19 protein-coding genes and 1 pseudogene are annotated in these 20695 nt (G+C 73.5%); 6 read left to right on the top strand and 14 right to left on the bottom strand.

All coding sequences use genetic code 11. The annotated features are described in order from the left end of the window. Nucleotides 1-13: 13 nt before the first annotated feature. Nucleotides 14-634 (bottom strand): pyridoxamine 5'-phosphate oxidase family protein, encoded by a 621-nt coding sequence (locus HD601_RS19145; protein WP_184824516.1) that lies wholly within the window; start codon nucleotides 632-634, stop codon nucleotides 14-16. A 107-nt stretch (nucleotides 635-741) separates the two neighbouring features. Between HD601_RS19145 and HD601_RS19140 the strand changes: the two genes are divergently transcribed. Together HD601_RS19140 and HD601_RS19135 are read left to right on the top strand one after the other, a co-directional pair. Beyond that, a complete protein-coding gene (locus tag HD601_RS19140) occupies nucleotides 742-1383 on the top strand; it encodes a LysE family transporter (protein WP_184824514.1) in 642 nt (213 codons plus the stop codon). 10 nt (nucleotides 1384-1393) lie between these two features. Continuing rightward, nucleotides 1394-1918: a GNAT family N-acetyltransferase gene (locus HD601_RS19135; protein WP_184824512.1), complete on the top strand. Its 525-nt coding sequence runs from the start codon at nucleotides 1394-1396 to the stop codon at nucleotides 1916-1918. 13 nt (nucleotides 1919-1931) lie between these two features. On the opposite strand, the gene HD601_RS19130 is transcribed toward HD601_RS19135, so the two are convergent. From HD601_RS19130 to HD601_RS19110, 5 genes and pseudogenes are all read right to left on the bottom strand, one after another. Then, nucleotides 1932-3416: a cation:proton antiporter domain-containing protein gene (locus HD601_RS19130; protein ID WP_184824510.1), complete on the bottom strand. Its 1485-nt coding sequence runs from the start codon at nucleotides 3414-3416 to the stop codon at nucleotides 1932-1934. 6 nt (nucleotides 3417-3422) lie between these two features. After that, nucleotides 3423-3650: a cation:proton antiporter regulatory subunit gene (locus HD601_RS19125; protein ID WP_184824508.1), complete on the bottom strand. Its 228-nt coding sequence runs from the start codon at nucleotides 3648-3650 to the stop codon at nucleotides 3423-3425. Between the two features lie 38 nt (nucleotides 3651-3688). After that, nucleotides 3689-5187: pseudogene (locus tag HD601_RS35865) on the bottom strand (methionine--tRNA ligase). A gap of 689 nt (nucleotides 5188-5876) precedes the next feature. Continuing rightward, nucleotides 5877-7286, bottom strand: a complete 1410-nt coding sequence (locus HD601_RS19115) for an HAD-IG family 5'-nucleotidase (RefSeq protein ID WP_184824506.1) — start codon at nucleotides 7284-7286, stop codon at nucleotides 5877-5879. Nucleotides 7287-7295: 9 nt separating this feature from the next. After that, complete coding sequence (locus HD601_RS19110) at nucleotides 7296-7643, bottom strand: VOC family protein (RefSeq protein ID WP_184824503.1); 348 nt, start codon at nucleotides 7641-7643, stop codon at nucleotides 7296-7298. A gap of 65 nt (nucleotides 7644-7708) precedes the next feature. Here HD601_RS19110 and HD601_RS19105 point away from each other — a divergent pair, with 65 nt between their 5' ends. Further along, complete coding sequence (locus tag HD601_RS19105) at nucleotides 7709-8260, top strand: TetR/AcrR family transcriptional regulator (protein WP_184824501.1); 552 nt, start codon at nucleotides 7709-7711, stop codon at nucleotides 8258-8260. On the opposite strand, the gene HD601_RS19100 is transcribed toward HD601_RS19105, so the two are convergent. Together HD601_RS19100 and HD601_RS19095 are read right to left on the bottom strand one after the other, a co-directional pair. Continuing rightward, entirely contained in the window at nucleotides 8257-8670 is a 414-nt protein-coding gene (locus tag HD601_RS19100) for a rhodanese-like domain-containing protein (protein WP_184824499.1), read from the bottom strand. The genes HD601_RS19105 and HD601_RS19100 overlap by 4 nt on opposite strands. Further along, the gene (locus HD601_RS19095; RefSeq protein ID WP_221441109.1) at nucleotides 8667-9188 is read right to left on the bottom strand and encodes a cysteine dioxygenase; all 522 of its coding nucleotides are present in this window, start codon (nucleotides 9186-9188) and stop codon (nucleotides 8667-8669) included. Before HD601_RS19095 ends, HD601_RS19100 begins: the two co-directional genes overlap by 4 nt. Before the next feature lie 174 nt (nucleotides 9189-9362). On the opposite strand from HD601_RS19095, the gene HD601_RS19090 reads away from it, so the two are divergent. Then, the gene (locus HD601_RS19090) at nucleotides 9363-10595 is read left to right on the top strand and encodes an endonuclease/exonuclease/phosphatase family protein (protein ID WP_184824497.1); all 1233 of its coding nucleotides are present in this window, start codon (nucleotides 9363-9365) and stop codon (nucleotides 10593-10595) included. Nucleotides 10596-10611: 16 nt separating this feature from the next. Here HD601_RS19090 and HD601_RS19085 read toward each other — a convergent pair whose 3' ends face one another. The 3 genes from HD601_RS19085 to HD601_RS19075 form a co-directional block, all read right to left on the bottom strand. Beyond that, complete coding sequence (locus tag HD601_RS19085; protein WP_184824495.1) at nucleotides 10612-10875, bottom strand: hypothetical protein; 264 nt, start codon at nucleotides 10873-10875, stop codon at nucleotides 10612-10614. A 308-nt stretch (nucleotides 10876-11183) separates the two neighbouring features. Further along, entirely contained in the window at nucleotides 11184-13664 is a 2481-nt protein-coding gene (locus HD601_RS19080) for a tetratricopeptide repeat protein (RefSeq protein WP_184824493.1), read from the bottom strand. An 89-nt stretch (nucleotides 13665-13753) separates the two neighbouring features. Beyond that, nucleotides 13754-14416 (bottom strand): hypothetical protein, encoded by a 663-nt coding sequence (locus tag HD601_RS19075; RefSeq protein ID WP_221441108.1) that lies wholly within the window; start codon nucleotides 14414-14416, stop codon nucleotides 13754-13756. Between the two features lie 58 nt (nucleotides 14417-14474). Between HD601_RS19075 and HD601_RS19070 the strand changes: the two genes are divergently transcribed. Further along, the gene (locus HD601_RS19070) at nucleotides 14475-15536 is read left to right on the top strand and encodes an ArsR/SmtB family transcription factor (RefSeq protein ID WP_184824491.1); all 1062 of its coding nucleotides are present in this window, start codon (nucleotides 14475-14477) and stop codon (nucleotides 15534-15536) included. A 245-nt stretch (nucleotides 15537-15781) separates the two neighbouring features. Here HD601_RS19070 and HD601_RS19065 read toward each other — a convergent pair whose 3' ends face one another. Beyond that, complete coding sequence (locus HD601_RS19065) at nucleotides 15782-17269, bottom strand: DUF222 domain-containing protein (RefSeq protein ID WP_184824489.1); 1488 nt, start codon at nucleotides 17267-17269, stop codon at nucleotides 15782-15784. Between the two features lie 283 nt (nucleotides 17270-17552). Between HD601_RS19065 and HD601_RS19060 the strand changes: the two genes are divergently transcribed. After that, the gene (locus tag HD601_RS19060; protein ID WP_184824487.1) at nucleotides 17553-19484 is read left to right on the top strand and encodes an alpha/beta fold hydrolase; all 1932 of its coding nucleotides are present in this window, start codon (nucleotides 17553-17555) and stop codon (nucleotides 19482-19484) included. Here HD601_RS19060 and HD601_RS19055 read toward each other — a convergent pair. Together HD601_RS19055 and HD601_RS19050 are read right to left on the bottom strand one after the other, a co-directional pair. Continuing rightward, nucleotides 19481-20128 carry a hypothetical protein gene (locus tag HD601_RS19055; protein ID WP_184824485.1) on the bottom strand — a complete coding sequence of 216 codons (648 nt, stop codon included), beginning with the start codon at nucleotides 20126-20128 and terminating at the stop codon, nucleotides 19481-19483. The genes HD601_RS19060 and HD601_RS19055 overlap by 4 nt on opposite strands. A gap of 14 nt (nucleotides 20129-20142) precedes the next feature. After that, complete coding sequence (locus HD601_RS19050) at nucleotides 20143-20682, bottom strand: sigma-70 family RNA polymerase sigma factor (RefSeq protein ID WP_184824483.1); 540 nt, start codon at nucleotides 20680-20682, stop codon at nucleotides 20143-20145. Nucleotides 20683-20695: the final 13 nt, after the last annotated feature.

Below are 20695 nucleotides of genomic sequence, written 5' to 3'. Positions count from 1 at the left end.
ACCCGTTCGAGGGTCAGGGGAGCACGTAGCGCCGCGTCCAGTCGCCGCCGTCGTCGAGCGTGAAGCGGGCGCGGGTGGCGATGCCGCTGCCCTCGGGCATCCACCAGACGTCGACGCGGTCGGGGACGAGGACGATCGGGGTCCACGACGGCGGCGGCTGCGGCGGGTCGTCGGCCAGGAACCGCTCGAACACCGCCCGCACCCGTGCCGGCTCGACCGCGGCGCCCTCCACATCACCGAGCTCGTCGTGGGTCCAGGCCAGTGCCCGCAGGTTCGGCGCCTGCGCCCCGTACCAGGCACGGGCCTCGGCGAGCGACGGCGTCAGCACGGCCGCCGTGCCGTGCAGCGTCACCTGCCGGACCAGCGCCGGCCAGAAGAACACGCCCGCCGCCCGCGGGTTCGCCGCCACGTCGGCCGTCTTCATCGAGGGGCGCGAGGTGTGGAACCGCACGCCGGACTCGTCGATGGCCGTGGCGAGCACCGTCCGCGCGTGCGGCGTGCCGTCCGCCGACGCCGTCGTGAAGGTGAAGCAGCGGGCGCTGCTGCCACCACCGGCCTCGTCCACCCAGCCGGCCAGCAGCCGCAGTGGATGGCCGGAAACTCCGTTGAGCGCGGCGCCGTCGTTTGCCATCATCCCTCCATGATCTCGACTTCCGGTCCCCGCCCGCTGCCCGTCTCCGCCCACCCGGCGAAGACGCAGCAGCAGACGCGCCCGGGCCGGAGGCCGATCCCGCTCGTGCCATGAGCGCGGCCATCGTCGCGGGGTTGCTGGCCGGCTACGGCATCGCGATCCCGGTCGGCGCCGTGGGCGCCTATCTCGTCGCCCTGACGGCGCGTACCTCGCTGCGGGTGGGTGCGGCGGCCGCCCTGGGCATCGCGACCGTCGACGGCGGCTACGCGATCGCCGCCGTGCTGGGTGGGGCCGCACTGGCCGGGTCGATCGAGCCGTACGCGCAGCCGCTGCGCTGGGCCTCGGCCGCCGTCCTGCTGGTCATGGCCGCCGTCGGCGCCGTCGCCGCTGCCCGCAGGCACCGCGCCGCACCCACGAAAGACGTCGTCGACCCACAGGAGCCGCGCCAGGAGACGCCGGCGCGCGCGTTCGTCACGTTCCTCGGCATCACGGCGATCAACCCGCTGACGGTGGTGTACTTCGCCGCGCTGGTCCTCGGCAGCGGTGCGCGGCTCGCGCAGGGCGCCGAGGCGGTGGTGTTCGTCGCGGCGGCGTTCGCGGCGTCGGCGAGCTGGCAACTGCTGCTGGCCGGCGGGGGAGCGCTGCTCGGGCGGTTCGTGACCAGCCCGCGGGGCCGCCTGACCACGGCGTGGGTGTCGAGCGCGGTCATCGTGGTGCTGGCCGTTCGCATGATCGTCACCGGCGGCGAGTAACGTCCGGAAGGTGAGGGATGCCGGCCACACCACGCTCGTCACCGACCGGCTGCTATTGCGGCGACCGGTTCCCGACGACGTCGACGTGATCTTCCACGTCTACCGCGACCCGCGGGCGTGCGAGCACAACCCGTCGAACCTGCTACGCGAGCGCGAGGGCGCCGCGAGCCTGTACCGCAGCTGGGACGAGCACTGGCGCACCGAGGGGTTCGGCTACTGGACGGTGCTGCGCCACGAGTCCGACCGGCCGGTCGGGTTCTGCGGCCTCAAGTACATGTGGTTCCGCGAGGACCAGGTCGCGAACCTGTTCTACGGGTTCGACCCCGCCTGGTGGGGGCACGGGCTGGCCGCCGAGGCCGCCCGGGCCGTCGTCGGCTGGGGCGCGAAGCACCTGCCGGGCGTGTCCGTGGTCGCCCGGATCCGGCCGGACAACCACGCCTCGCAGCGGGTCGCCGTCCGGGCCGGGCTGACCAGGGCCGAGCACCTCGACGGGCTCGGCTTCGACGGCCTCGAGTGGATCTACACCACGGCCTGAGTCGACGACGGCGTCAGCTGCCGGTTCGCGCCTGGCCCAGCGGCTCGCGCACCAGGATCTCGTCGACGTAGCAGTACTGCCAGTCCGCGCCGGGCTGCAGCGACTGGATGACGGGGTGGTGCTCGTCCTCGTAGTGCGCCCGCGAGTGCCGGGCGGGGGAGTCGTCGCAGCAGGCCACCAGCCCGCACTTCATGCACAGCCGCAGCTGCACCCAGGTGCCGCCGTCGTCGATGCACTGCTGGCAGACGGTGATGTCGGTCTCGGTGACCTCCATCTGGTCCTGGTGGATGCAGGCGGTGCTCATGGTCTCGGACTGGACGTACTTCCAGCGCGAGCGGAGCAGCCGGTCGGGCACGAAGCGGGCGAAGTGCTGCGACTGCGACGCCAGCAGCGGCGCCGCGATGGCCAGCACCAGCACGTACAGCGCCACGAACGGGCCCATGCGCTCGTCGAGGCCGGCGGCGATGGCCAGCGTGGCCAGGATCAGCGAGAACTCGCCGCGGCCGAGCACCGTCAGCCCGATGTTGGTGGCCGCCCGCTGGTTGAACCCGAACAGCCGCGCCGTGAACACCCCGGCGGTCAGGTTGGTCACCAGCGTGACGCAGACGGCGATGGCCACCGGCAGCGCCACGCCGCCGAGGTCGGCGACGTCGATGGTCAGCCCGAAGGAGATGAAGAAGACCGCCGCGAACACGTCGCGCAGCGGCAGCACCAGCTGTTCGACCCGCTCCTTGAGCGCCGTCCGCGACACCACCAGGCCGATCATCAGCGCGCCGATGGCCTCGGACACGCCCACCTCGAGCGCGACGCCCGCGACCAGCACGACCAGGCCGACCATGAGGATGGCCAGCAGCTCGTCCTCGCGGGAGTCCAGGATCATGGCGATGGCGCGCGCGCCCCACCGGGCCAGCGCGAACAGCGCCACCAGGAAGCCGAAGCTGATCAGCAGGTCGACGACGAAGTCCAGCGTCGAGCCGGAGTCGTTGAGCACCGGCGCCAGCAGGGCCAGGTAGAACGCGAGGAACATGTCCTCGATGACGATGACGCCGAGGATGATCGGCGTCTCGGCGTTGGTCAACCGGCGCAGCTCGATGAGCAGCTTCGTCGCGATGGCCGATGAGGAGATGCCCAGCGCACCGGCGATGACCAGCGCCTCGGACGTGCCCCAGCCCAGCGCGAAGCCGAGCCCGAGCCCCGCGCTGACGTTGAGGCCGATGTAGACGCCGGCCGCGATGAACAGCCGCTTCCCGCTGCCCAGCACCTGCTCGGCGGGGAACTCGACCCCGAGGTGGAACAGCAGCAGCACCAGGCCCAGCGACGCGAGCAGGGCGAGGTCCTCGGGGTGCTCGACCAGCACCGGCCCCGGCGTCCCCGGCCCGAACACGATGCCGATGAGCATGTAGCAGGGGACGGTGGGGAAGCCGTACCGGCGGCCGAGCCGCGCGACGAGTCCGGCGAGCAGGACGATCGCGCCCAGCCCGATGAGATCAGCGTGCACCTGTACCTAGCCCTCGAAGAACGTGCCGGTCAGGACGGCGCCCAGCTTCAGCGCCTGCTCGCGGGTCAGCTCGAGGACGGCGGTCGGCTCGTCGCCCTTGTTGGTGAAGACGTAGAGGTCGCGGATGTCGCCGCGGCGCACGACGACCGAGACCCGCTGCGTCGGGCTGCCCAGGTCGATGTCGTACCGCTTGCCGATGCCCGGCAACTCCTGCATGTGCACGCCCTGGCCCATGGTGGGTGTCCTTCCTCCCGCGCGATCAGAACCCGAGTCTAGGGTCGCCGCGCCCTGGCCGGCGCCAGCCGTCCGAACGCCGGTTCCGGCCGGCCCACCCGCGGGTCGCCGACGGCGCCGAGCTGGGCCTCCAGCCGGGTCGCGCCGCCGGGCAGGAACGGCGTCAGCTCACCGGCCACCACCCGGCAGGCGTGCACCACGCCGGCGAGGACCGCGTCGGTGCCGGGGGAGTCGCGGCGGCCCGCGTCCCAGGGCCGCTCGGCCTCGATCGTCCGGTTCGCCAGATCGACGACGGCGACCAGGGCACCCGCCGCCCTGCGCAGGTCGAAGTCGTCGATCGCCCGGTCGACCGCCGCCGGCAGTGCCTCCGCGGCCGCGGTGAGCGGGCTCGTCCCGGGGGCACTGACGACGCCGTCGCGCAGCCGGTGCACCAGCGTGAGCGTGCGCTGCACGAGGTTGCCCAGCCCGTTGGCCAGCTCGAGGTCGTGCCGGGCGACCAGCCGGTCCTCGGTGAAGTCGGTGTCGCCGACCCGCGGCACCTCGCGGACGAACCACCAGCGCAGCGCGTCGGTGCCGTAGCGCTGGGCCAGGTCGGCCGGATCGGCCGTCACCCCGGTGCTCTTGGCGATCTTGGCGCCGCCGACGGTGAGGTAGTCGTGCACGAGGATCGCGGTCGGCAGCGGCAGCCCGGCCGCGAGCAGGTGCGCCAGCCAGTAGACGGCGTGGAAGCGCACGATGCCCTTGCCGATGACGTGCACCCGGTCGGCGGACTCGACCCACCAGTCCGGTAGGCGGCCCCGTCGTCGCCGTAGCCGAGCGCCGTCACGTAGTTCGCGAGCGCGTCCCACCAGACATAGACGACCTGGGACGGGTCGCCGGGGACAGGGATGCCCCACCCGTCGGCCCTGGCGGCCGGTCGCGACACGCTCACGTCGCGCAGGCCGGCGCGGACGAACGCGAGTACCTCGGCACGCTTGGCGGCAGGCTCGATCCGCACGGTGCCGGACTCGAGCAGGCGCAGCAGCTCGTCCTGGTAGCGGGACAGCCGGAAGAACCAGTTCTCCTCGCTGACCTCCTCGGGCTGGACGCCGTGCTCCGGGCAGACGCCGTCGTCGAGCTCGTCCGGTGCGTAGAACAGCTCGCAGCCGGCGCAGTAGAGCCCGGTGTAGCGGCGGCGGTGGAAGTCGCCGCGGGCGGCGCAGCGCTCCCACAGCCGGCGCACGCCGGGCGCATGCCGCGGGTCGGTGCTGGTGCGGATGACGTCGTCGACGGAGAGCACCAGCGGCTCGCGCAGCGCGGCGAACCGGGCGGCGTTCTCGTCGACGAAGGGCTGGACGGGGACGCCGGCGGCCCACGCCGCGACGACGTTCTTCAGCGCGTTGCCGTCGGTGCCGGTGAGGAACCGCACCGGGCGCCCGCGCCGCCGCCGGTGCCGGGCGAGCACGTCGGCCTGCACCAGCTCCAGCGCGTGGCCGAGGTGCGGCGCGCCGTTGACGTAGGGGATGGACGTGGTGACGTAGTAGCGGTCGGTGGTCATGACGATCTCCCTCCAGCCTGCACGGCGGGGGAGTCCGAACACACGAAAGCCCCCGCTGAGCAGGGGCTTCGACGTTCGGGTGGTGACGGTGTCAGCGCACGCCGGGCGGCCCCGCGACGGGGCGCATCATCGGCTGCGAGAACTGGGTCATACCGGTCATGATACGCGAAGCGGCCGGTCCACACGTCGCGACTAGCTGTGACAAGCGTGTGATGGGACCTGTCAAGACAGCTATGTCCGTTTTCGTCGCACATTCAGTGTCGACGAGAATGTTTAATGCGACGACACGCGGGAAAGATTTCTTCGTTTCTCCTTGCGCAACTTCTTTGACTGCTTAGACTCACAGTCAAGAACACACGGGGTCGTCCGGACCGAAAGCTTGACCCTGCTGGTTCGCCAACAGAGGTTCTTTCCCACGAAGGAGTCAAAGATCATGGACGCACTTTCGGGTCTCCTGGACACCATCGTCGCGCTGGTCAACCAGCTGCTGGGGACGGTCACCGGCCTCCTCGGCTGAGGAACCGGCAGGTAAGCCCTTCTCCATCCGGTGGGCGCTTGGCGGCTCCCCACCACCCGTCCGCGTATGTCCTGGGAATCCCCGGACATACGCGGGCGGTCTTTTTATGTCCCGAATTCGCGGGTGCGAATGTCGCGGTTGCGCCCGGGTTGTCGCGGGTGCGGCAAGCGCCCTATTCCGGGGCGATCTCGCGCGGCATGATGTCGTGCGGCAGCGAGGTGCGGGCGGCGCGGAGGAACGCGAACGGCGTGCGGCGGCCGAGGTTGGCCACGCGCGAGGTGTAGATGTCGGCGTACTTCTCGACCTGGCGGGCGAACAGGCTCTTGTCGTTGCCGGCGCGCATCATGGGGCCCCAGGTGGCGTTGCCGAGCTCGCCGGCGGCGCGGGCCAGCGGCGCGATCTGCTCGTCGAGGGCGCGCAGGGCCTCGCGCAGCGCCTCGACGGTCTCGCGCGGCGCGTCGTCGCCCGGGCGGAGCTGGGCGACGCGGGCGTGGGCGAGGCGGTCCTCGAGGTCGGCCTTCTGGGCCATGAAGTGGCGCAGCTCGCGCTCGTCGTCGGCGAAGGCCATGGCGGCGGCGATCTCGGCCTCGAGCTCGCGCATTATGAGCGCCGTCCGCCAGCGCAGCGCCGACTTCGTGACGTGGACGTCGCCGAACAGGTGGTCGCCGACGTAGAGGATCTCGTCGCCGGTGAGCTGCAGGCTCTGCTCGACGCGGCGCGCGTTGCCGCCGTGGTACACGTCGCCGGTCTTGAACGGCCCCCAGTGCGGCTGCAGCAGCCCGCGCTCGGTGTCGACGACGCGGAACGCCGGCTCGACCTCGGAGAAGAACCGCGGCTTGGCGGCGGCCACCACGACGATGTCGAACAGGTCGCGCCAGGAGCCCGACGGGACGTGCCGGTCGAAGGCGTAGCTCATCATCGCCTTCGTGTAGGCCCACTCGCTGTTGGTGATGAGCAGCAGCCGCTTGCCGGCCAGCCGCTGGTCGATGAGGGTCTGCGCGGTGTCGGGGTCGATGTCGCAGAACCGGTCCGGGTCGGCGACGATCTCGGCCTTCAGCGCGCCGGTCATGTGCGACTCGTCGAGCGCCGCCGACACGATCCGGTACAGCTCGTCGTAGCCCAGCGGGCCGGGGATGGTGCCGTCGTCGAGGCGGTCGACGAACTGCGCGTACAGCGCGGACTCCGAGATGGTGAACAGGGTGTTCATGAACCGGAACCGCGGGTTGTTGAGGTCGACGGTGACGCCGGCGTAGGTGGTGCGCAGCTCGTCGAACGAGAGCTGGCGGGTGCCGTGCTGGGCCTGGATGACGTAGCCGAAGCGGGTCGCCTTGACGAGGTTGCCGAGGTCGAGGTCGATGACCAGGCCCTGCAGGTAGCGGTCGGGCTCGAAGACGAGGCCGGCGACGGGGTAGTCGCCGGCCGCCAGCACCCGCGTGGCGTGCTCGAACGCCGTCCGCTCCCAGTCGTCGGTCCGGTAGTGGATGAGCGTGTAGTCCATGTCGTAGCCGATGGCCTGCACCGAACGCAGGTTCAGTGTGCGGTTGGCGTAGACACCGCGTTCCAGCGGGCCCGGAGACGTCATGGACCGAGCCTAGAGGTTCGGGTCGTTCACCTGGTCCATCACGTAGATGATCGCGCCGCCCGGGTCCTGGTAGGTGGCCATGAAGCCGCCCGGGATCTCGTTCGGCTCCTCGATGACGCCGAGCGAGTCGGGCTTGCCGGCGTGGAACGCCTGCACGCTGTCGACGACGAAGAGCGGCCCGACCGGCGCGTTCGCGTCGTGCGAGTCGAGCATCAGCTGGACGCCGGTGCCCGGCATGGTGAGCGCGACGGTGGCGTCGCCCTCGCGCCAGGCCTCGTCGAAGCCGAGGCCGTCGCGGTAGAGGGCCAGCGACGCCTTGAAATCGGAGGTCGGGACGAACAGGAACTCGAGCTTCATGGCCGTTCTCCTTCTGGATGGTGCCGTAATTGAATTTGAGCATAGCGTAACGGCATTATGGTGTCATGCGCGAGTGGGTTCCGGTGTCGAGTTCGGCGAAGGGGCGGCTCGCGCTGGCCGCGGTCGGGGCGTTCGGTGCGCGCCCGTTCGAGGCGGTCACCGTCGGCGAGCTGGCCGCGGCCGCCGGCGTCACCACGGGCGCGCTGTACCACCATTTCGGCAGCAAGGCGGGCCTGTACGCGTTCGTGCGCGAGGACGTCGAGCGGCGGCTGCTCGACCGCATGGAGGGCGCGGTCGCGGCGACGGCGCCGCCGGGGGACCGGTCCGCGGCCGTGACGGCGGCGCTGCGGGCCGGTTTCGACTTCGCCGTCCGCGAGGGGTTCCCGCGGCTGCTGGGCGCGCCGCCGCCGGAGGCGTCGCCGTCCGGCCCGGATCGGCTGGCGCACCTGCTGGGCGCGCTGACGGCGCCGGTGTCGCCCGTGCTGGGCCGGGTGCTGGCGGCGTCGTGGCGGGCCGCGGTGCTGGCGGTGGCCGACGGCGCGGACCCGCCGGCGGCGCGGGACGCCCTGACGGCGCTGCGGCCGCGGATCCCGGCGTGGCCGCTCGCGGAGGGTTAGGCGGCGGCGTGCGGGCCGGCGACCGGCAGGCCGGCCGCGGCCCAGGCGTGGAAGCCGCCGACCAGGTCGGTCGCGTTGACCAGGCCGAGGTCGCGAAGCGAGGCGGCGGCCAGGCTGGACGCGTAGCCCTCATTGCAGAACACGATGACCGTGCGCCGCGGGTCGTCGGCCTGCTCGAGCCGGTGCGGGCTGGTCGGGTCCAGGCGCCACTCGAGCACGTTGCGGTCGACGACCAGCGCGCCGGGGATGGTGCCGTAGCGGGCGCGGTCCTCGGCCGGGCGGGTGTCGACCAGCAGGGCGAGCTCGTAGGTGACGGCGTGCGCGGCCTGTTCCGGCGTGACCCGGACCAGCCGCGACCGGGCGGCGTCGACCAGGGTGTCGACCCGGGGGCCCGTGGGGTGCGCGCTCATCGGGCCGGCTCCGGCTCGGCGGTGAGGATCGTCCGTACCCGCCGCAGTGCGCCGGCGTCGTCGACCTCGTAGTAGCCCATGGCGGTGAGCGGCGGCGAGTAGGCGTGCACCGTCACGGCCGGCTCGGGAGCGGTGTTGACCACGTCGTGCACGTGTCCGACGGGGAAGCCGATGCCGCGCCCGCCGCGCAGCCGCCGCTCCCGCAGCCGCGACCTCGACGGCGTCCAGAACCGCTCGGTGACGACGCCGGACACGACGGTCAGGGCGCCGAGCGAGCCGGCGTGGTCGTGCAGCTCGGTGGACTGCTCCTGGGTCCAGCTGATCAGCCAGACGTCGGTGTACGGGTCGCTGGACAGCCGCACGGACCAGCGCTCGTCCGGGTCGAAGGTGACGGGGTGCTGTCCGGCGCGCACCTCGGCGGCGACGGTGCGGGTGAGCTCCACGAGGTGGGGGAGCGAGACAGGGGTGGGGCCGTGCGTCATGGCGGACTCCGGGTCGATGCGCAGGGTGGGCGGCATGGGGTGGACCGGAGTCAGCGACAGGACTGCATGGGCCGATAATCCCCAGTGAGTTACTAGGAATCAAGTGGCGTCCGCCCACTGAGATGCGATCGGGTCGTGCGGGCGTCACCTCCTGTTCGCCCGATGGGTCTACGGTTGCCCGGATTCGGTCATCACGGGAGAGGGACACCCATGCGCATCTCGATCCGCGCCGTCGCGGTGACGGCGGCCCTGACCACCACCGCCGCGGTGCTGGCCGCGGCTCCGGCGAGCGCCGGCCGCGACGACGCCCGCGACGACAAGGCGGGCCGCGGCGCCGCAGCCGTCCGCGTCGCCACCTACAACCTCAGCCTCAACCGCGCCGTCGAGGGCGAGCTCGAGGCCGACCTGTCCACGACCACAGACCCGCAGGCGCAGGCCGTCGCCGAGGTCATCCAGCGGACCCGGCCCGACATCGTCCTGCTGAACGAGTTCGACTACGTCGAGGGCGGCGTGGCGGCGGACCTGTTCCGCGAGAACTACCTCGAGGTCGGCCAGGGCGGCGCCGACCCGATCGAGTACCCGTACGCGTTCGTGGCGCCGTCGAACACCGGCATCCCGAGCGGCTTCGACCTGAACAACGACGGCACCGTCGGCGGCGGCGACGACGCCTACGGCTTCGGCCTGTTCCCGGGCCAGTACGGCATGGCGGTGCTGTCGAAGTACCCGATCCGCACCGACGACGTCCGCACCTTCCAGCACTTCCTCTGGAAGGACATGCCGGGCGCACTGCTGCCGACGGCGTTCTACTCGCCCGAGGAGCAGAACGTCCTCCGGCTGTCCAGCAAGTCGCACTGGGACGTTCCCGTGCAGGTGGGCCGGCGGACCGTGCACGTGCTGGTCTCGCACCCGACGCCGCCTACGTTCGACGGCCCCGAGGACCGCAACGGCACCCGCAACCACGACGAGATCCGCTTCTGGGCCGAGTACGTAGGCCCGGGCCGGGCGAACTGGATCTACGACGACGAGGGCGTGCGCGGCGGGCTGAAGCCGGGCTCGTCGTTCGTCATCCTCGGCGACCAGAACAGCGACCCCGTCGACGGCGACTCCGTCCCCGGCTCGATCCAGCAGCTGCTCGAGAACCCGCGCATCGTCGACCCGCTGCCGACGTCGCCCGGCGCACCCGAGGCCGCCGTCCTGCAGGGCGGGGCCAACGCAACGCACCGGGGCGACCCGCGCTACGACACCGCCGACTTCGCCGACGGCGCGCCGGGCAACCTGCGCGCCGACTACGTGCTGCCGTCGCGGCAGTTGCGACCGGTCGGGGCGGGCGTGTTCTGGCCGGTGCGCTCGGACCCGCTGTCGCGGCTGACCGGCGAGTTCCCGTTCCCGACCAGCGACCACCGGCTCGTCTGGGTGGACGTCCGGGTGCCCGCCGGGCGCTAGAGCTGCCGCCGGCCGGCTAGAGCTGCCGCGTCCAGGCGACGACGAACAGCGCGGCCGCCACGCACGCCGTCGTCGCCGCCGGCCGGACCCACCACGCCGCCGGTTCGCCCTCCTGACGGGGGACGAGCCGGCGGCGTAGTCGTTCCGAGCCGACGAGCAGCCCGGCCGCGACGACGCCCAGGGGCACGGCCAGCAGCGCGTGGGTGAGCCAGGCGCCGGTCCGGGACGGCCCGCCCCAGGCGTCGTCGTACGGGCCGGCGTCGACGAGCCCGTACAGCACAGTGTGGTGTCCATGCGCACGGACGGTAACGACGCCGTCACCGTGCGTCGTCATACCACGGAGCCATCGTCCGACCCGTACCTCTGGGGTACGCGCGGGACCACGTTGTCAGGGGGTTGTCAGGGTGCTGTAGCTGTTCCGTAGTGCCCCGGCACGACAGAGTTGTTCCCGCGGGGGGAGGAGTGCCGGAACCCGTACCAGATGTGGGTGGACATGGCCAGGCGCCGGCGCCGCACAAGCTTGGCCGGCTGCGAGTCTAGCGGGGGGCAAGACCGCAGCCGGCCGGGCACTTATCTCGCCAGGCGTGCTCACCAGGGCGCGTCGAGAGTGCTCAACGAGTCGTCGGGTGGGTAGCCGTCGGCGACGGCGTGCAAGGGCGTGGCCTGCCCCGCACCCCAGGCGTGGGCGAACGCGCGCTCGCCCAGCTTGTCGCGGACGGCCGACGTCGTGACCTCGGTGTCGGGACGCTCGCACAGCGGGACCGGGGCGCCGATGGTGTCGCGGACGGCCGAGGCCGCACCGAGGAGGAACGCGGCCTGCCCGGTGTTGTCGTGCTGCTGCGCGACCGCGGCCAGCGCCTCGAGCACGCTCGCCGAGCGCCACTTGTCGCCCAGTTCCTGGTGTTCGGCGAGGCTCTCGTCGAGCAGGTGGATCGAGCGTTCGAGCCGGCCTTGGCGGCGCGCGACCACCCCCAGCTGGTTCAGCGACCAGCCCACGCCTTCGCGGAAGCCGAGCCTCTGGGCGCGACCCAGGCTCTGGTGCAGCAGCCGTTCGGCGCCGGCGAGGTCGCCGTCGTACAGGGCGACACAGCCGAGGTTGATCTGCGACCAGGTGATGCCCTCGCCGTCGCCGGCCTGCTGGAAGTAGGAGAGTGCGGCCTCGGAGTAGTCGCGGGCGCGCTGGAGATCCATGCGCAGCCAGGAGACGAAGCCCAGGTAGTGCCGCGCCCACGCGATGCCGGCGCGGTCGCCCTGCTGCTGGTAGAGCTGCAGGCTCTCGAGGTGCAGCTGGTGGGAGCGGTCGTACTCGGCGCGTTCGCGCGCGACGCTGCCCAGGTGCCTCAGGGTCCGTGCGGCACCGTCGGGGTCGTCGAGGCGCCGGTAGATGTCGAGGGCCTCCTCGAGCCGGTCGGTGGCCACGCCGTACTCGCACTGCAGGAACGCGAGGAACCCGGCGCCGCGCAGCGCGGCGGCCAGGGCGGGCTCCGCGACCGGTTCCGGACCGGCGCGGGCGATGCGCAGTGCCGACTCGAGCCAGTCGCGGCCCTCGGAGTAGTGGCCGCGCAGCGAGAAGTACCGCCACAGGGCCGCGGCCAGCCGCATCGACTCCGCGGAGAGCTCGCGGCTGATGGCCCGGCCGAGAGCGACCCGCAGGTTGTCGAGCTCGGTGTCGAGGCGCTGCAGCGTGGCGCCCTGCTGATCGGTGCCCAGGTTCCCTTCGGTCTGCTCGGCCAGCTCGACGTAGTGCAGCAGGTGCCGCTGCTCGATGGTGGCCCGCCGTCCGCCGTCGTCGAGCCGCCGGCCCGCGTACTGCCGGATGACGGAGAACATCGAGTACCGCGCCTCGGTGGCGTCGCGGTCGACGAGGATCAGCGACTTGTCGATGAGCCGGCCCGTGAGGTCGAGGACGCGCTCGTGGCACGCGTCGGTGACCTCGCCGCAGAAGACGGCGACGGCGGCCGACAGCGTCCAGCCGCCGGAGAACGTCGAGGCGGCCTCGAAGAACTCCTGTTCCTCGCTGCTGAGCAGGTTGTAGCTCCAGTCCAGCGCGGCGTCGATGGTCTGCTGGCGCAGTGGCGCGGTGCGGCTGCCGCCGGACAGGATGCGCGACGACGAGTCGAGCTCGTCGGCGATCTGCTCGATGGTCAGGACGTTCACCCGGGCGGCCGCGAGCTCGATGGCCAGCGGGATGCCCTGGACACTGCGGCAGACCCGGCTGACCTGCAGCAGCCGCTCGTCGCGCGGGTGCACCCCGTGGGCGGCGGCGCGGGCGAGGAACATCCGGACGGCGTCGGCGTCGCGGATCTCCTCGGGCGCGGCGCGCGACGGCGGCACCGCGAGCGGCTGCACCTGCCGGACCACCTCGCCGGGCGCCCGGAGCAGCTCGCGGCTGGTGGCCAGGATGGTCAGACGGGGGCAGCGCTGCAGCAGGACCGTGCACAGCCAGGCGCAGGTCTCGACCACGTGCTCGCAGTTGTCGAGGACGATGAGCATGCGCCGCGACCCGATGTGCTCGGCCAGCGCGTCGACCTCGGCGGCGTCGGAGGCCAGCCGCAGCCCGACGGCGGCCGCGACGGCGTCGGTGACCTCGGGCCCGTCGGGGCGGGCGGCCAGCGGGACCCAGCAGACGCCGGCCTCGAACTGGCGGCCGACGCCGTTGGACACGGCGACCGCGAGGCGGCTCTTGCCGACGCCGCCGAGCCCGGTGAGCGTGACCAGCCGGACCCCGCCGTGCCCGAGCAGCGACGTCAGCTCGGTCAGCTCGGCGGCCCGGCCGATGAGGGTGTCGGGCGGCAGCGGCGGTCCCTGCAACTGCGGTGCGTAGCCCGACGGGGACCGGCGCAGCGACTCGGTGAACACCGCGAAGTCCTGCTCGGAGAGGTTGAGCGCCGTGGCAAGCATGCGCACCGTCAGCGGGCGCGGGGCCCGGCGGCGGCCGCGCTCGAGGGCGGCGACGGCGTCGGAGCTGAGGCCGGCTTTTTCGGCAAGCTCCTCCTGCGACAGACCGGCCGCCAGCCGGTGCCGCCGCAGCAGACCTGCGAAATCGTCGATCTCGTTCTTGCCCGACACGCCTCGTAAACCTCCGAGATGACCCGGTAGCTGTGAAATCGTACCGGGTGATCTTGGGGGTATCAGGAGGCGTCGAGCAAGTGATTCGTTCAGAATCGCCAGACCTCGGCGACGGCGACGAACGCGCTGGACGATGGGCGCTGCGGTGTGCCGCCCCGGATGATCTCTCCGGGTAGCCTCCGGCCGCGCACCTCGATGGCCGCCGAGGCGCTCGGCCCGGTCACCAGACTGAGGCTGTGGACGCGGCCGCCGAGGTCGAACTCGTCGGTCGCGAAGGCCCTCCGATCCAGCACGTTCGCGATGCGCACGGACACGTCGCCGGCCCGCGCCCGGGTGCCCTGGGCGAGGTCGTTGGTGACGTGCACGGCGCGCCGCTCGACCCGCGGCTCCGGCCAGAGCAGGCCCGTGGCCTCGGGGAAGAACCGGGTGAAGGTGCGCTCCAGCCAGTAGCCGAGGCTCGGGTGGTCGGTGAGCACGCGGACCTCGCCGTCGTGCCAGAGCACGATCGCCGCGCCGGAGCCGTGGGTGGACCAGTCGACCGTCCAGACCGAGGCGTACGCCGTCACCACGTCGCCGTGGAACAGCTGGACGCCCGGGTTGGCGCCGACGAGGACGACCTTGCGGAGGGCGGGATCGGTGGGCCCGGCGTCGGCGATGGAGGGGAGTGCTGTGGCGGTGAGGGCGGTGGCCGAGAGAGCTGTGGCGGCGCCGGCGCGGAGGACCCGGCGGCGGCTGAGGGGCTGCGTCGTCATGGCGGCAGTCGACCCGCCGGGCCGATCCGGCCGCCATGAATTCGAGTAGGTTCGAATGATGGCGGTCCGGATGCCGATGACGGCCGATGCCCTGGGCCGGTCGCGGTTCGGCATCTCGCCCTGCGCCGAGGTGGTCGGCAGTCTGCGCGCGCTGCATCGCCCGGCGCCGGGGTCGCCGCACCTGATGCGCTGGCGGTCGCGTGCACTCGACGCCGTCCCGGCCGCTCCGCTGAGCCTGCTGGCGGCGCTGACCGGCAGCTCCGTCTACATCCTCGATCTGCTGACGCCGCCGCCGGACGCCGCCGTGATGACGATCGACGACGAGGTGGCCGCGATCGCGGCGACCCCCGCCGAGCTGGTCGACTACCAGCTCGACATCGCCTACCGCGGCCGGGCGATCCCGGCCGCCGTCGCCGCCAGCGTCGGTGGCCCGGCCCGGCTCGAGGAACTTCGCCAGCCGATGCCCGCCGTCGTCGCCGAGGCACTGGCCGGGGGACCGGCGGCGTTCGCGGCCCGCGTGGCCGCCGCCATGGGCGTGTACTTCGCTCGGGTGCTGGCTCCCGACTGGCCGCGCGTGCTGGACGTGCTGACCGCCGACGTCGCCTACCGGGGCGACCGGATGGCCCAGCACGGCGCGCTCGCCCTGCTCGACGACTTCCATCCGTCCGTGCGCTGGGACGACGGCGCGATCGTGGTGCGCAAACCGTTCGACCTCGTGGTCGACTGGCCCTACGACGGGCTGCTGCTGATCCCGAGCACCGGCGTCGGCGACGGCGTCCTGCTCAACGCCGAGCGCCCGACCACGCCGTCGATCCTGTACCCGGCCCGCGGCCTGCACGCGCTCTGGTCGGTCCCGGGCGCGCCGGGGTCGCGTGCCGAGCGGGCGGCCGAAGACCTGGGCGAGCTGATCGGGCACACCCGCGCCACCCTGCTGGCCGCCCTCGACACCCCGCGCACGACGGCCGAGCTGGGCCGCCGCGAGGCGCTGTCGCCCGCGACGGTCTCGTACCACCTCGCGATCCTGCACCGCACCGGCCTGGTGTCGCGCCGCCGCACCGGCCGCCGCGTCGTCTACGCCCGCACCGACCTCGCAGCCGCCCTGCTCGCCCCGACGGCTTGAGCCAGGGCCTGTGCCGAAGCAGTCGGGTGGCCCAGCCACGAACGGACCGGACGCGCAGTCCCGACGCACCGCCGGGATGGGCATGAACGCATGTGGCGCCGCTGGGCTTCCGGGCCGGTGACAGCAGCGGGTCCGTGGGTGGCGGCGGGCCTGGCCTCGAGAACGGGCTTGGCGCGCGCCGGATCGACGCGCGTCGGCAGGAGCATGCCGACCCCGGGCGCGGCGGGTGGCGTAGCGAGACGGGCTCAGAACGGCACCGGCTCCTCCTGCGGCGTCGGCGGAGGCTTGGCGGCCGGGGTGGCGGGTGCCGGCGGTCGGGTGGCGAGGATGGGGCCGATGGTTTCGGGTTCGACGGGGTAGCGGTGTCCGGCGGGGGTGGTCCACCAGGTGGTGCCGGTGGTGTCGGTGACGATGCGGTAGCCGTGCCAGGTCTTGGCGCGGTGGTGGCCGCCGTGCAGGGCCCAGGTGTTCGCCTCGCCGGTGGTGCCGCCTGCGGCCCAGGGGATCCGGTGGTCGATCTCGGCTTCGGTGGCGGGGCGGTGGCAGGTGGGGAACCGGCAGGTGCGGTCGCGGGCGACGACATGCGCGGCGAGGTCGGCCGGCGGGGCATAAGTGGTGCGGCCGTACTCGAGGAGGCGCCCGTCGGCGGGGTCGGTGAGCAGGCGGCGCAGGGTGGCGTCGGCGGCGATGCGGCGGGCGGTGGCTGCGGGGATGGGCCCGAACCGGTCGAGCTCGGCGGGCGTCTCGTCGACACCGGCCAGCGCGGTGATCGGGACGGTGACGTGCACGGTCGCGGCCCGGCCTCGGCGCTGCCCCAGCACCACCGGCCCCGCCGCACTACCCGCCGTGGTGGCCGGCTGATCGGCCGGGGGCGCGGTCGTGTCGCCGGGTGGTGGGCTGGCGGCGGCGTGGCCGGTGCAGGTGGGGTTGCAGCAGCCGAGGTGGCCGGTGTCGAGGGCGGTCCAGGCCAGGCCGGTGAGTAGGTCGAGGCGGAGTTGGTCCAGGGTGCGGGGGTCGCCGGTGGTGCGGGTGTGGCGGGCGGCGGCGTCGGCGGCGACCCAGAGGGCGGTGAGGTCTTCGGCCGGGCCGTGCAGGGTGAGGGTGGCCGCGCCGTCGTCGCCGCCGGGGTTGGCGGGTTCGGGGCGCCCGACCCGGCGCTGCTGGGCGGCCGTGGCGCGGCGGGTGTCGGCGGCGGCGGGGTCGGCGGCGATGACCTCGCGGCGCAGGGTCTGGTCGAGCACCCACCGGGTCCGGGTCGCCGCGACCGGCAGCGCGACCTGCTCGACCTGGCGGCGCAGCGCCGGTGAGGGGAGGCAGCGGGTGCGTTCGGCGATGAGGCGTGCCTGGTCGGCGTCGATGAGGCCGGTGTCGAGCGCGGTGAGGGTGTCGGGGAGGTCTTCGAGGAGTTCGACGGCGAGCGCGACCCGGGCGGTGGCGCGGCCCGGGGTCCAGCGCAGCGCCAGGGACACCTCGTCGCCGGCGGCCTGCACGGCCCGGTGCGCATGCCCGGGCGCGAGGTCGTCCGGGGCGGTGCAGGCCTGGTACTCCGGCCGGGCGGCCAGTTCGGCGAACACCCGCAGCAGGGCGGCCTCGTCGTGGGCGATCTGGCGTTGCCGGGCCCGCGCGACCGCGACCAGCCCACCAGCCGGCAACCCCGCGAGATCCACCGCCGCGAGCGCGGCCGCCAACTCGGGGCCAGGCGCCAGCCCGGCCAGCCCGTCGAGATCAGCCACAGCAGTCCTCCGTCCACGATGAGGGACGCCCCCGGGTGGTTCGGGGCGTCTGCCACCCGCGTTGGGCCTTATCGGAGGGCTGGGGTGGACGACCGCGAAACCCCTGGACGGGTGCGACCGTGGACGAGGTGAGAACACCTGGCGTGATGTCCTGCTTCGAGGCCCGGGAACCCACTGCTGCCGCTCCCGGTGACGGCTGAACCAACAAAACGATCTTATCGAACACCCGTCCGACCCGCAACCCGAGCAAAGCGGCCGAGAGCGGGCGGCTAGATTGTCGCCCGTGCTGAGGCGGCTGCGGCGGACGACGACGGTGTTCGCTTCATTCGCGCTGCTCCTCGCCCCGGCAGCTGCCGCCGCAGCCGCAGCGGACCCCGCCGTCGATGCTCGCGAGAGCGACTGCCTGGTCGCGGTCCCCACCGGCGGCGAGTGCGGCGTCCTCACCGTCCCCGAGTACCGCGCCGACCCGGACAGCCGGACCATCGAGCTGCCGTACGTCCGGGTCAGGTCCGAGAACCCGACCCAGCCGCCGCTGGTGTTCATGAACGGCGGCCCGGGATCCGGATCGCTGCAGCTCGCGGGGTACTTCTCCTACGGCCTCGGGCTGGCCGAGACCCGCGACGTCGTCGTGCTGGAGCAGCGCGGCGGCGCCCGGAGCACGCCGTCGCTGCAGTGCTCGGGCGCGGCCGCGGCCCTGGCCGACGCGTTCACGACCGCCGACGACCCGTACGTCGAGTTCGAGCCGGCCGCCGTCGCCATGCGCACCTGCCTGGACGAGTTCGAGGCCGACGGCGGCGACCCGCGCGGCTACACCGTCGCCGAGACCGCCCGTGACCTGCGCGATCTGCGCGAGGCGCTCGGCTACGACACGTGGTCGGCGTACGGGCTGTCGTGGTCGACGCAGGTGATGGCGGAGGCCGCGCGGATCGACCCGGCCGGTGTCGACGCCGTCGTGCTCGACTCGTTCAGCGCCCCGGACCGCGACTTCGCCGCCACGGCGTACGAGGGCCTCGAGCTGTCACTGAACCGGCTCGGGGAGCGCTCCGGCGGCGACTTCCCGGACCCGTACACCGACCTCCTCGCGGCGACGGACCTGCTCGACACCCAACCCGTCGAGGTCGACGGGCACAACCCGGTGACCGGCCGGCCGGTGACGTTCCGCATCACCGGGGACGACCTCGTGACGTTCGTGCACGCCGGCCTCTACGACGTCGAGCTGCTGCCGGTGATCCCGTACCTGCTGGACCGGCTCGCCGACGGGCACGCCGGCGCCCTGACGACGCTGGTCGACATCGGCGTCGACGAGCTGACCAGCCACACTCTCGGGCAGTACTGGGTCATGCAGTGCCAGGACGAGGTCGCCTACCGCCGCGAGGGCGCCGGCCGCGCGTCGCCGCTGATCGAGTGGCTGGTCGCCGACGAGGTCGTCTGCGCAGAACTGGGGCTGGCGCCGTCGCCGCCGTCGACCCGCGAACCGGTCGGCTTCACCCAACCCGCGCTCGTGCTGGCCGGCAGCGAGGACCCCGTCACGCCCGCGCCGGTCGCCGAGGAGGCCGCGGCCGGGCTCGCCGACCACCGGTTCCTCGAGTTCGCCGGCGTCGGCCACGCCGTGCTGCTGAACAGCCGGTGCGGTCGCGACGTGATCGCCGCATGGCTGGCAGACACCGCCCGCGACGTCGACGGCCTGTGCGACCGCGCGACGCCCAGCTACGACGTCGTCGGCCGCGGCGACCTGCACCCGACGACGCGGGTCGCGCAGGCCGGGCTCGCGGCCGCCGACGGCAACTGGCTGCTGCTCGCGGCACCGGCGGTGTTCGCGCTGCTGTGCGTGGGCTGGCTGCTCGGCTGGCTCGCGCCGGTCGTCGCGGGCGTGCGACGACGGCGACAGGGGAGCGCCGCCGCCCGGGGGAGCGCTGCCCGGACGGGCGGCCCGACGCTGGTCGCGGGCATCGCGCCGGTCGCCGGGACGGCGCTCCTGCTGGCCGCGGGCGGGCTGATCTGGTCCGCCGCGAGCACTCTGCCCACGCAGCTCGTGGTCGGCGTGCCGACGGCGGTCCCGTGGCTGGGCCTCCTGTTGGTCGCCGGGCTCGCGGGCATCGCGCTCACAGCCCGAACGGCGGCGACGACGCGCGGCCGGGTGGCCCTCGCCCTCGCCGCCCTCGTCTGGCTCGCGTTCACCGCGTGGTTCGCGGTCATCGTCGTCCTGCCGAGCTAGCCCAGCACGTCGCGCCAGAACGCTGCCGTCGTCCCGTCGTAGTAACGGGTGAAGCCGCACGTCCACACGATGGGGTCGTCGAGCGGCCCGCCGCCCCAGCGGGGTTCGCCGCTGACCAGCAGCCGGGTGCCGACCTCGTACACCGGCCCCCACTCGCTCGTCTCGTCGGCGAGGGCGGCGCCGTCGGCCATGGCCACGGTGACCGCGGGCTCCTCGCCGCCGCGGAACCACTCGTGCACGTCGAAGGTGACGGACCCGGCGCCGATGTCCGTCACCGTCCCGTCGAAGGCGAACGCGCGCTCGGCCAGCGTCTCGCGCGAGTACGCGAACGCGCAGCTCGCGGCGCCGCCGTCGGGCAGCGGGCCGGTCCGCGTGACCGGCGACGGCTCGGGGCGGGCCTGGGCGGGTGGTTCCGGATCGCCCCCGGTCAGGACGACGGCGACGGTCACGCCGGCTGCGACGGCGGCAGCAAGCGCCCCGTAGGCTGCCCGACGCCTGCGCCGCGACGAACGCCGTCCGGCCGCCTCCGCTTCCGCGGCCGCCTCCGCGTCCGCCGCCGCCCGCACGGCCTGCCGCGCGCGCTCCAGCGCCGCCGGCTGCACCGGCGGCACGGACCCGGCGGTGCTCAGCTCGTCGTCGCTCATCGGGCTCACCTCCGTCACCCGGTACTTGCCGGTGGGGCGCCGAGGTGTTCGCGCATCCGCTGCCGGGCTCGGTGCAGCCGCGAGCGCGCGGTGCCCGGCGGGATGCCCAGCGCCGTGGCAGCCTCCGCGGGGGCGAGCTCCTCCCAGGTGACGAGCAGCAGCAGCTCGCGCTCGACGGCGGGCAGTGCGGCGAGCGCCTCGCGCAGGGCGGGCCGGACGGTGGTCGCATCGAGCCGGGCGTCGACGGCGTCCCATTCGTCGGCCACGGACTCGGCCGAGGCGACGACGGCCCGCGACCGGGTGCGCAGGTGCGCGGCCAGGGTGTGCCGGGCGACGCCGAACAGCCAGCCGCGCACCTCGCCGCGGGCCGGGTCGAACGAGCGCCGCGCGGCAAACGCGGCGAGCCAGACCTGCGCCAGCAGGTCGTCGGCATCGGCCGGCCCGGCCCGCCGCGTGAGGTACGCGTGCAGCGCCGGGCCGTGCCGGTCGACCAGCGGCTCGAACGCACGCGGGTCACGGCGGGAGCGCTCGATCAGCTCCTCGTCGTCGGCCACCCACCCTCCCACC

Origin of the sequence: Jiangella mangrovi (assembly GCF_014204975.1) — a bacterium.
In the GTDB taxonomy this organism is placed as follows: domain Bacteria; phylum Actinomycetota; class Actinomycetes; order Jiangellales; family Jiangellaceae; genus Jiangella; species Jiangella mangrovi.
Note: the sequence above shows the minus strand (reverse complement) of the source record. Positions and strands in the feature narration are given on the sequence as shown.